The sequence below is a fragment of the Streptomyces sioyaensis genome (assembly GCF_004122735.1).
GTDB lineage: Bacteria > Actinomycetota > Actinomycetes > Streptomycetales > Streptomycetaceae > Streptomyces > Streptomyces sioyaensis.
In genome coordinates this window covers 1-10735 of record NZ_SDIF01000167.1, presented here as the reverse complement: position 1 = coordinate 10735, position 10735 = coordinate 1, and the positions used below count along the sequence as shown (strand labels likewise).

Here is a 10735-nt window from a genome sequence, read left to right as displayed (position 1 = left end):
GGACGCCCCTCGTCCCGTCCGCCGGCCGCCCCCGCTGGACGCCCCCCGGGGGACTGCTGCCCCTGGGCTGGTTCACCCGCCGCCGGCGCCCCGCCACGGCCCGCAGCGTGCTGGCCGGCGAGGCCGCGGCCGAGGCCGCCCGCAAGTCCACCCAGGACGCGGCGCCCGTCGAGGAGACCCCGGCGGAGCCCGAGTTCCCGGTCGTCGGTGACACGGCCGCCGCCGCCTTCTTCGACCTCGACAACACCGTCATGCAGGGCGCCGCGCTCTTTCACTTCGGCCGCGGCCTGTACAAGCGGCACTTCTTCCACAAGCGCGATCTGGCCCGCTTCGCCTGGCAGCAGATCTACTTCCGGCTCGCCGGCTCGGAGAACCCCGAGCACATGGCGGACGTCCGCAACAGCGCCCTGTCCATCGTCCAGGGCCATCGCGTCGCCGAATTGATGTCGATCGGCGAGGAGATCTACGACGAGTACATGGCCGAGCGGGTCTGGCCGGGCACCCGCGCCCTGGCCCAGGCCCACCTCGACGCGGGCCAGAAGGTCTGGCTGGTGACCGCGGCCCCCGTGGAGACCGCCACGATCATCGCCCGCCGGCTCGGCCTGACCGGCGCGCTGGGCACCGTCGCCGAGTCCGTAGGGGGCGTCTACACGGGCAAGCTGGTCGGCGAGCCGCTGCACGGCCCGGCCAAGGCCGAGGCGGTCCGCGCGCTGGCGGCCGCCGAGGGCCTGGACCTCTCGCACTGCGCCGCCTACAGCGACTCCGCCAACGACATCCCGATGCTGTCGCTCGTGGGCCACCCCTACGCGATCAACCCGGACAGCCGCCTGCGCAAGCACGCCCGGGAGCAGGGCTGGCGGCTGCGCGACTACCGGACCGGCCGGAAAGCGGCCAAAATCGGCATCCCCGCGGCGGCCGGCGTGGGCGCCCTCGCGGGCGGCGCCGCGGCCGCCGTCGCGCTCCAGCGCCGCCGCCGCTGACCAGGCCTGATCACCGAGCGACACGGCGAGCCATCCCCTGTCTCTACCCCCTCCGCCGCCCGCCCAGTCACATTGCTGCCGGTTAGCCACAACACGCCCTCCAACCAGGCAGATTGCGTTCCCTTCCGATCAATAGTTGCTCAGTAATCGATACTCGACCTGCAACCAACCCGGCACGGACCGTAAGTAATCGATGATTTGAGCAACTGGGTGTAGCGCTGCCTGTACGAAGCGTTATTCTCCTCAGACGCAATCCGGAACCCACACGTCCCTACGACGAGTGAACGGTCCCGCACTGCACGTGATGGAAGCTCTGCCTCTGGGAGTCCCGTGTACCCACACGTCGGGGTTGACGCCTCGGGCCTGGCTACGCTGCGCACGACACTCGTCGAACACCTGCGCAGTTTCGTCCCCACCGCGTACGCCGTCCCCGCATTCGCCTCAGCCGTCCCCGCCGCCGGACCCTGCTACGCCCTGGCCGACGGGAGTGCTGCGGTCGGCAAGGCCGCCGGCAGAACCCGCCGCTCGGGCGCCGGCACGACCACCGCCCGTCGCCCCGCCGACAGCGACAGCCGTCGCATGATGGACCTCGTCGAACGGGCCCAGGCCGGCGAGGCCGAAGCCTTCGGCCGCCTCTACGACCAGTACGCCGACACGGTCTACCGCTACATCTACTACCGCGTGGGGGGCCGTGCCACGGCCGAGGACCTCACGAGCGAGACCTTTCTGCGCGCCCTGCGCCGCATCGGCACGTTCACCTGGCAGGGCCGCGATTTCGGCGCCTGGCTGGTGACCATCGCCCGCAATCTGGTCGCCGACCACTTCAAGTCCTCCCGCTTCCGCCTGGAAGTCACCACCGGAGAGATGCTCGACGCCAACGAGGTCGAGCGCAGCCCCGAGGACTCCGTCCTCGAATCCCTCTCCAACGCCGCCCTGTTGGAGGCGGTACGCAAGCTCAACCCCCAGCAGCAGGAGTGCGTCACGCTGCGCTTTCTGCAGGGCCTCTCGGTCGCCGAGACCGCCCGTGTCATGGGCAAGAACGAGGGCGCGATCAAGACCCTCCAGTACCGCGCCGTCCGCACCCTGGCGCGGCTGCTCCCTGAAGACGCCCGCTGACCGACCCCTATCCGCGTATATCGACGCCCCGCCCCACGCCCTCTTCCGCCTACGCTTGGTGATCTTCCATAACCGGTCGGTCAGATCATCGTGAGTGCGTAACCCGAGTGCCGCGCCGCTCGTTGTGCGGAATGCAGGCTCCATGCGGTCACGCCATGCCCGCTGCCTCTCACTCGATCGAGTGGCAGCGGACAGCTGCGTGCAACCGTCCGGTCCGTCTGGACAGTCAAAGCCAGTCCGGGGAGTCGAGCGGGATGACGAGAGGAGGTGCCGCCCGTGATCGCGAATGTCTCGGTGCACCGGCGGGCCAACGCCTTCGCCCAGACCCTGGAGGAGCAGGTCCTCGAGGGCACGGCGGCCGAGGACCAGGTCGAACCGGCGCAAGCGCCGGGCGAAGCACGGCTGTTGGCGGTCGCCGACGGCCTCGGGAGACTCCCGAGGCCGGAGATGGCCGCCGAGGTCAAGACTGTCCAGCGCGCCCAGCTCATCGCCGCGATGGAGGCCGCCTTCGCCGAAGGCGCCCCGTCCGACGGTGCCAGGGTGCCCGAGCAGCGCGAACACAAGGGCGCGCACCGCGCCACGAAATCGATGGGCCGACTGCGCCCGCGCTCCCGGCTCTCCAAGGGGCTGGCAGCGGGCGGGCTGACGGTCGGCGTCGCCGCCGGGGCGTTCACCGGCGTCGCCGCGGCCAGCTCCGACGCCCTCCCCGGCGACTCCCTCTACGGCCTCAAGCGCGGCATGGAGGACCTCAAGCTCGGCATGGCCGACGACGACTCCGCCCGCGGCCGGCTCTATCTCGACCAGGCCTCCACCCGCATGATGGAGGTCCGCCGTCTGATGGAGCGCGCCCGGCTCGCGGACCTCGACCACGAGTCGCTCGGCGAGATCCGCAAGGCGCTCACCGGTGTCACCCATGACGCGGGCGAGGGCCACCGCCTGCTGCACCAGGCCTATGAGCGCGACGGCTCGCTCGACCCCATCCAGGCGCTGAACTCCTTCACCAGATCGCACCGCGGCACCTGGTCACAGCTGCGCGACAAGCTCCCGGTGCAGCTGATGGACGTCCGCGACAAGGTCAGCTCGGTCTTCGACGCCATAGACCAAGAGGTCGGTCCGCTCCGCTCGCTGCTGCCGCCCACCCCGGCCGGCAAGCACCACCACCGCAACACGCCCGGCTCCGCGGGCAGGGGCTCCAGCTCCGCCGGCCACCCGGCACCCTCCGGCAGCAAGACCTCCTCCGGCAGGCACTCCGGTGGCGCGCACGCCCCCCGCCCGTCGGCCTCACCGTCCCAGGACGACGGTCTGCTCGGCGGCAATACGGGCGGCCTGCTCGACCCGCCGTCCAAGAGCGGCAGCCCGTCCCCGCACCGCGGCCACCACGGCAAGGACAGCGGCGGCCAGCCCGACGTCACCCTCCCGCCGCTGATCCCGGGGCTGCTTCCCGGACTGGGCATCGACGGCGAGGATCTCCCGAAGTAGCGAAACGCTCCGTGCCCCGCGCTCGGTGTTCTTCCGGCTTCCGCCTCAGAAGAACACCGAGCGTCGCTGCACCAGCAGCTTGTAGAGGGTGTGCTGAATCGTTTCCCGCACCTGATCGGTCAGGTTGAACATCAGCATCGGATCGTCCGCCGCCTCCGGCGGATAGCCGGCCGTCGGGATCGGCTCGCCGAACTGGATCGTCCATTTCGTCGGCAGCGGCATCGCCCCCAGCGGCCCCAGCCAGGGGAACGTCGGCGTGATCGGGAAATACGGTAGCCCGAACACCCGCGCCAGCGTCTTGGCGTTCCCGATCATCGGGTAGATCTCCTCCGCGCCCACGATCGAGCACGGCACGATCGGCACCCCGGCCTTCAGCGCCGTCGAGACGAACCCGCCCCGCCCGAAGCGCTGCAGCTTGTAGCGGTCCGAGAAGGGCTTGCCGATGCCCTTGAAGCCCTCCGGCATCACCCCGACGATCTCGCCGCGCTCCAGCAGCCGCTGGGCGTCCTCCGCACAGGCGAGGGTGTGCCCGGCCTTGCGCGCCAGCTCGTTTATCACCGGCAGGACGAACACCAAATCGGCCGCCAGCAGCCGCAGATGACGCTGTGCCGGGTGGTTGTCGTGCACCGCGACCTGGAGCATCAGACCGTCGAGCGGCAACGTCCCGGAGTGGTTGGCGACGATCAGCGCCCCGCCGTCGGACGGGATGTTCTCCACGCCCTTCACCTCGACCCGGAAGTACTTCTCGTAGAAGGGCCGCAGCAGCGACATCAGGACCTGGTCGGTCAGCTCCTCGTCGTACCCGAAGTCATCGACCTCGTAGTCCCCGGTGATCCGCCGGCGCAGGAAGGCCAGCCCGCCCGCGATCCGCTCGTCCAGGGTGCGCGGCCGCGACGGCGGGGGTGCCGCCGGCGGGTGCTCGGTGCGTGCCTCCGGTACGGGCGCCAGCGCCGTACCGCGTCCCGTGCGCCCGGCCCGCCTGGCTTTCCTGCGCGCCCGGGGCTCCTCGCCGAAGGGAATGACCTTGGCGTCCGCCATGGTGGGTGAACTCCTTCACTGGCTCAGGCCGCCGCGTGCGGGGAGCACGCCGGCGAGCCGGTCGACGGTGCGGGCGAGGGACTCGGGCGGCAGCAGCCCGGGTCCGCGGCTGCGGGCGAATTCCGCGAAGGTCTCCGCCGTCGTGTACTTCGGACGGAATCCCAGTGTCTCGCGCATCTGCGTCGTCTCGACGACCCTGCCGTGCGTGAGCAGCCGGATCTGCTCCGGCGAGAAGTCCGTGATGCCGATGGACCGCAGCGCCGTACCGGCCCAGGTCACCGTCGGCAGGAGCAGCGGGACGGTGGGCCGCCCCAGCCGCCGGGAGGTCTGCGACAGCAGCAATACGCCGTCTCCGGCGATATTGAACGTGCCGCTGTTGAGGGTGCCGCGGCGCGGCGCGGCGGCGGCGATCCGCAGCACCTCGATGGCGTCGTCCTCGTGGACGAACTGGAGCCGCGGGTCGTAGCCGAGGACGGTGGGCCACACCGGCAGCGAGAAGTACTCGGCGAGCGGGGAATCCGCGCACGGCCCGAGGATATTGGCGAAGCGCAGGACACACACCGCCACGTCGGGACGGCGCCGCGCGAAGCCGCGGACATATCCCTCGACCTCGACGACGTCCTTGGCGAAGCCACCACTGGGCAGCGACTTCGGCGTGGTGGTCTCGGTGAAGACCGCCGGGTCCCGGGGTGCGGAGCCATAGACGCTGGTGCTGGACTTGATGACGAGCCGCTGCACATTCGGGGCCTTCTGGCAGGCGCCGAGGAGCTGCATCGTCCCGATGACATTGGTTTCCTTCACCGAGGCGCGGCCGCCGCGCTTGCCCAACGGCGTGCCGTTGATGTCCATATGGATGACGGTGTCGACGCCCGTCTCGGCCAGGACCCTGGCAATGGCCGGATGCCGGATATCGGCCTTGAGGAATTCCGCGCCGCCCAGATGGTGTTCCGGTGGCACGGCGTCGACCCCGATCACCCGGTCGACATCAGGATCACGCTGGATGCGGCGTACGAACCGCCCGCCCAGCTGCCGTGCGACTCCGGTGACGAGCACGACCTTGCCCAAGATCAGGCCTTCCTTCCCGCCGCGACTTCCGCCTAGCCGAGCTGTGCGGACCACGCTATCGGGTCGGTGTTGCGCGGTGATGACCACGGGATGCCCGCGACGACATTTCCGTCCGACCACCGTCCATACGGCCCACAACGCACCGCAGCCCCCGATCGCACCAAGGCGATGGGGGGCTGCGAATTCGCGATCAGCGTCGCTTACTTCTTGTTACGACGCTGAACACGGGTGCGCTTGAGCAGCTTGCGGTGCTTCTTCTTCGCCATCCGCTTGCGCCGCTTCTTGATAACAGAGCCCACGACTACCCTCGCTCACTTCGAATACTCGGTGCGGGGCGTCCGAGCCCACACTACCTACATCGGGCCAGCCTACCCGGCGCCGGGCGAACGGCGTAATCCGAGGGTCGGCAAAGGTCCCGTCAGGCCGATTCCACCCCCACAAAGGACTCCCGGAGATAGTCGTGAACCGCCTGCTCCGGAACCCGGAAAGACCTCCCCACGCGAATCGCGGGCAGATGACCGCTGTGCACCAGGCGGTACACGGTCATCTTGGACACCCGCATCACCGTGGCGACTTCCGCCACGGTCAGGAACACAACCTCGTTCAGAGGCCTCTGCTCTGCAGCCATGCCACACCTGCACCTTCCGCATAAGACGGACACCGGCTTCCCCTCCGGTGACTCTTCGTCGCCATGCGCTCACTCCCCAGATTAGGGGCGGGTGATGCGAGTGGGGAAGAGGAGCAGCGAACAGCCGCCTATCGTGACAGACTCGCCCGATTGAGTACATATCGCGCCAGTGGCCGATAGGACGCCGGCCGCGCGGCGTCGTCGAGCGGAACCACCTCGCGGACCCGTCCCTCCGCCTGGCCGACGAACAGCGCCGGGTCGTCCGTGTCAGCCAGCCCGATCGCCTCGAAACCCAGCTGACCTGCCCCGCAGACCCAGCCGTGGTCCCCGATCACCAGCCCCGGCAGCGGCCCCGAAGCGTCCGCCGCGGCCGCAAGTACGGTCCGTACGGGGAGCGGCGAGTGGGTGTGCACGCCCCCCACCGCGGGCGCGCCCCGCACGCCTGCTTCTCGCATCAGCGCGACTCCTCGTACGTAGTCGAGTGTGCAGGTACGTACGCCGAACCGGGTCGCTATGTCGACACGGACGCCATACGCCGAGGTGAGAACGGGGCAGCCCGCCGACGAGAGAGCGTCTGCGAGGGCGGCGTAGAACCCCAGCAGCCGGTGCGGATGGCCGGTGCCGAGCAGCACCGGGACCCGCCGGGCCGCCGCCTCGGCCAGACGGTCGGCGAACCGGTCCAGCGCCGCGATCGTGCGGTCGGGATCGACCACATCCGGGCCGGAAGTGTGCGCGGGATCGACCGAAACCCCGCACTTCTGCCCCATCAGTCGCAGGACTTCACCCAGCGGCCAGTCCCGTTCGGGATCCAGCCCCAGCAGCACCCGCGGATCACGTGCCGCGAAGAGCCGGTAGCGCGCCAGACTCTTCTCCCGCAGGGTCGCGATCGTCCCCGCGAGCCGCGCCTCGATCAGATGCGCCCGCAGCGCACCGGTAGCCAACACGCGACCCATACTGTCCGGTTGGTCGGCCTACGGGTGCCCCGACTGACGGGTAGTCACACATCCGAGGGGCCCCGGCGCCGGATGCCGCCGCAGGAGGCGCGGACGCCGGCCCAGGAGGCGCGAGCTCGCGCACCCCCGGCCCGGCATGACGGGGCGTCAGGGGCGCGCTGCAGCCCCCGCCCTACGGCAGCAGCCCGTGCGACGGAAACACCGCGCGACGGGTGGCCAGCACCGCCTGGTCCAGCCGGTCGGCCGGGTCGTAGCCGCCGTCGACGAAGTCCCGCCACTGCGGCGTACGCCCGTCCGTCATCCGCTGCGGGGCCAACTGCCGCGTCCTGCGGAAAACTTCGTGACGCCAGTGCTCCGGCACCATCGAGGTCGGGTCGATCGGCCGGCCCGCCGCGATCGCCGCCAGATGCGTCCAGCTGCGCGGCACCACGTCCACCACCGCATAGCCGCCCCCACCGAGCGCGACCCACCGGCCGTCCGCATACTGATGCGCCAGGTCATGGCAGGCCTCGGCCACCGCGCGCTGGGCGTCCAGACTCACCGCCAGATGTGCCAGCGGGTCCTCGAAGTGGGTGTCGGCGCCGTGCTGGGTCACGATCACCTGCGGCCGGAAGGCCCCCAGCAGCTCCGGCACCACCGCGTGGAAGGCCCGCAGCCAGCCCTCGTCGCCGGTGCCGGCCGGCAGCGCCACATTCGCCGCGGTGCCCTCCGCGCCCTCCCCGCCGGTCTCTTCCGGCCAGCCGGTCTGCGGGAAGAGTGTCCGCGGATGCTCGTGCAGCGAGATCGTCAGGACCCGCGGGTCCTCCCAGAACGTCGCCTGCACCCCGTCGCCGTGGTGCACGTCGACATCCACGTACGCGACCCGTTCGGCCCCCAGCTCCAGCAGTCGGGCGATCGCCAGCGAGGCGTCGTTGTAGATGCAGAATCCGGACGCGCCGCCCGGCATCCCATGGTGCAGCCCGCCGGCGAAGTTCACCGCATGCGCCGCGTCCCCGCGCCAGACGGCCTCCGCCGCACCGACCGACTGCCCGGCGATCAGCGCGGATGCCTCGTGCATCCCGGCGAACGCCGGATCGTCAGCCGTGCCCAGCCCGTACGAGAGGTCCGCGGCCGCGGGGTCCGCCGAGGCCCGGCGGACCGCCGCGATGTAGTCCTCACGATGCACCAGCCGAAGGGTGGAGTCGCCGGCCGGCTTGGCCGCGACCACCTCCAGCGGCCCCCGGTCGAGCTCGAACGCCTCCACCAAACGCATGGTCAGCGCGAGCCGGACCGGGTCCATCGGATGCCCGGACCCGAAGTCGTAGCCCGTTACTGCCTCATCCCACATCAGCTGTGCGCGGCCGCTCATGTCCGTCACCGTATCGGGCCTTCGGCGCCCCGAACGAACGGGCATACACCAACGTCACCAGCACCAGGGCCATCGGTACGAGCATCGCCCCCCGATAGCTCCAGGCATCACCGAGGGCGCCCACCAGCGGAGAGCCGATCAAAAAGCCCACATAGTTGAAAATATTCAGCCGCGCGATGGCCGTGTCCGAGGCCCCCGGACCGTGATTCTCGAACGCGTACCGCCCCGCCGCGGCGAACGTCTGCGGCACGATCACACACAGCCCCAGCCCCAGCAGGGTGAAGCCCGCCATCCCGGCCCACGGCCCGGGCGCCGCGGCCACCACCGCGAAACCGCCCGCCGCGACCACCGTCCCGCACCGCACCACCGCGACCGCCCCGAACCGGCGCACCCCCAGGTCCCCCACCACCCGCCCGAGCAGCGTGGTGACCATATAGACGTTGTACGGGACGGTGGCGAGCTGCTCCGAGCTCCCCAGGACGTCCTGCAGATATTTGGCGCTCCAGTTGGAGACCGTCGAGTCGCCGATATACGCAAACGCCATCACCAGGCACAGCGGCAACAGCAGCCGCATCGCCAGCGGGACGGCGGCCGCCCCGGCCCCCTCCCCCGCTGCCGGCTGCTCCCGGTCCACGAACCACCGGCCCACGAGCAGAGCCAGCGGCAGCAGCACCGCCACCACCGGCCCGTACAACAGCGCCAGCGAGAGCTGCCAGTGCGCCCCCGCCCAGGCCAGCGAGGCCCCGACGATGCCGCCCAGGCTGTACGCGGCGTGGAACCCGAGCATGATGCTGCGCCCGTACGCCCGCTGCAGGCTCACCCCGAGCATGTTCATCGAGGCGTCCAGGGCGCCCACCGACAGCCCGAACACCGCCAGCGCCACCGCCACCTGAGCCGTCGTGCCGACCGACCCGACACCCAGCAGCGCCAGGCACACCACGGGCTGCACACACCGCAGCACCCGACCGGCCGACACCCGCTTCACCAGCTGCTCCGTGACGACGCTCCCGGCGCCCGCCAAGACGGGCACCGCCGCCAGGAACGCCGGCAGCAGCGCATCCGATATCCCGTACCGGTCCTGGATCGCGGGAATGCGGGTCACAAGGAGGGCAAAGACCGCGCCCTGGATGAAGAAGCTGAGGGCGAGCGAGATCCGGCCGTGCCGCAGCTGCGCTTCTGGTACCCGAGGGGCCGTCATGGCCGCTCAGCCTAGAACTCGCCCTTACCACTGGGTAGATGGATCACCGCACCAATTCAACGGCCGGCTGCCGGCCGGCACGCCTACCGCAACAGCTCCGGCAGCTCCGCCATCTGGCCGAACAGCACGGTGCTTCCGGCCTTCGTCAGCTTCTCCGCCGACGTCATCGCGGTGAACCCGTAGACGTCCATCCCCGCGGCGACCGCTGCCTGCACCCCCAGCGGGCTGTCCTCGACCACCGCACACCGCTCCGGCGCCACGCCCATCTCCCGGGCCGCGTGCAGAAAGAGATCCGGCGCCGGCTTCCCCCGCCCCACGTCCTGCGCGCTGAAGACACGCCCCACCGGGAACCACCGGTCCAGGCCCGTCTTCCGGTGCCCCACGCCGATCCGTTCATGGCTGCCGGAGGACCCGACACAATACGGAACGCCGTCCGCGTCCAGCTTCTCCAGCACCTCCGTCACCCCGGCCACCGGCTGCAGCTCCCGCTCAAACGCCTCGAAGACCCGGCCGTGGAAGACCTCGTCGAAGTCCTCGGGCAGCCGCCGGCCCGTACGCTCCAGGACGAGCTCATGGATACGGTGCATCGCCGACCCCATGAAGTCGCGTATCGATTCCTCGTACGACGTGGGATGCCCGAGCTCGGTCAGATAGCCGGCCAGGATGGTGTTGGAGAGGGATTCGCTGTCGACGAGCACACCGTCGTTGTCGAAAATGACCAGGTCGTATCGCATGACCCGACCTTAGACACAATCCCCGGCCCCGCATGCAGATCGCAGGCCCAGGGCGCACATTTCTGTCCCGGAACGCAGAAAAGCCCCGCACCATATGGTGCGGGGCTTTCCCACAATGATTGTTCGGCGGCGTCCTACTCTCCCACAGGGTCCCCCCTGCAGTACCATCGGCGCTGAAAGGCTTAGCTTCCGGGTT

The 10735-nt window shown here is 70.3% G+C and carries 11 protein-coding genes and 1 rRNA gene; 3 read left to right on the top strand and 9 right to left on the bottom strand.

Annotated features, from left to right (window positions below):
* The first annotated feature begins 53 nt into the window (after positions 1–53).
* The 3 genes from EST54_RS31260 (at position 54) to EST54_RS31250 (ending at position 3575) form a co-directional block, all read left to right on the top strand.
* Complete coding sequence (locus EST54_RS31260; protein ID WP_129251072.1) at positions 54–980, top strand: HAD family hydrolase; 927 nt, start codon at positions 54–56, stop codon at positions 978–980.
* 330 nt (positions 981–1310) lie between these two features.
* Positions 1311–2096 (top strand): ECF subfamily RNA polymerase sigma factor, BldN family, encoded by a 786-nt coding sequence (locus tag EST54_RS31255; RefSeq protein ID WP_129251071.1) that lies wholly within the window; start codon positions 1311–1313, stop codon positions 2094–2096.
* A 276-nt stretch (positions 2097–2372) separates the two neighbouring features.
* A complete protein-coding gene (locus EST54_RS31250; protein WP_129251070.1) occupies positions 2373–3575 on the top strand; it encodes a DUF5667 domain-containing protein in 1203 nt (400 codons plus the stop codon).
* A 45-nt stretch (positions 3576–3620) separates the two neighbouring features.
* On the opposite strand, the gene EST54_RS31245 is transcribed toward EST54_RS31250, so the two are convergent.
* From EST54_RS31245 to rrf, 9 genes are all read right to left on the bottom strand, one after another.
* Complete coding sequence (locus tag EST54_RS31245) at positions 3621–4613, bottom strand: lysophospholipid acyltransferase family protein (protein WP_129251069.1); 993 nt, start codon at positions 4611–4613, stop codon at positions 3621–3623.
* A 15-nt stretch (positions 4614–4628) separates the two neighbouring features.
* A complete protein-coding gene (locus EST54_RS31240; RefSeq protein ID WP_006604742.1) occupies positions 4629–5678 on the bottom strand; it encodes an NAD-dependent epimerase/dehydratase family protein in 1050 nt (349 codons plus the stop codon).
* A 200-nt stretch (positions 5679–5878) separates the two neighbouring features.
* Positions 5879–5977 carry a 30S ribosomal protein bS22 gene (locus EST54_RS31235; RefSeq protein ID WP_003948845.1) on the bottom strand — a complete coding sequence of 33 codons (99 nt, stop codon included), beginning with the start codon at positions 5975–5977 and terminating at the stop codon, positions 5879–5881.
* Between the two features lie 119 nt (positions 5978–6096).
* Positions 6097–6306 (bottom strand): helix-turn-helix domain-containing protein, encoded by a 210-nt coding sequence (locus tag EST54_RS31230; protein ID WP_154073984.1) that lies wholly within the window; start codon positions 6304–6306, stop codon positions 6097–6099.
* A 128-nt stretch (positions 6307–6434) separates the two neighbouring features.
* Entirely contained in the window at positions 6435–7250 is an 816-nt protein-coding gene (locus EST54_RS31225) for a phosphatase (RefSeq protein WP_129251067.1), read from the bottom strand.
* Between the two features lie 181 nt (positions 7251–7431).
* Entirely contained in the window at positions 7432–8607 is a 1176-nt protein-coding gene (locus EST54_RS31220; protein ID WP_129251066.1) for an acetoin utilization protein AcuC, read from the bottom strand.
* A complete protein-coding gene (locus EST54_RS31215; protein WP_129251065.1) occupies positions 8576–9805 on the bottom strand; it encodes an MFS transporter in 1230 nt (409 codons plus the stop codon). The genes EST54_RS31220 and EST54_RS31215 overlap by 32 nt, the downstream gene beginning before the upstream one ends.
* A gap of 83 nt (positions 9806–9888) precedes the next feature.
* The gene (locus EST54_RS31210; protein ID WP_129251064.1) at positions 9889–10539 is read right to left on the bottom strand and encodes an HAD family hydrolase; all 651 of its coding nucleotides are present in this window, start codon (positions 10537–10539) and stop codon (positions 9889–9891) included.
* 121 nt (positions 10540–10660) lie between these two features.
* Positions 10661–10735, bottom strand: a 5S ribosomal RNA gene (gene rrf / locus EST54_RS31205); the annotation flags it as partial.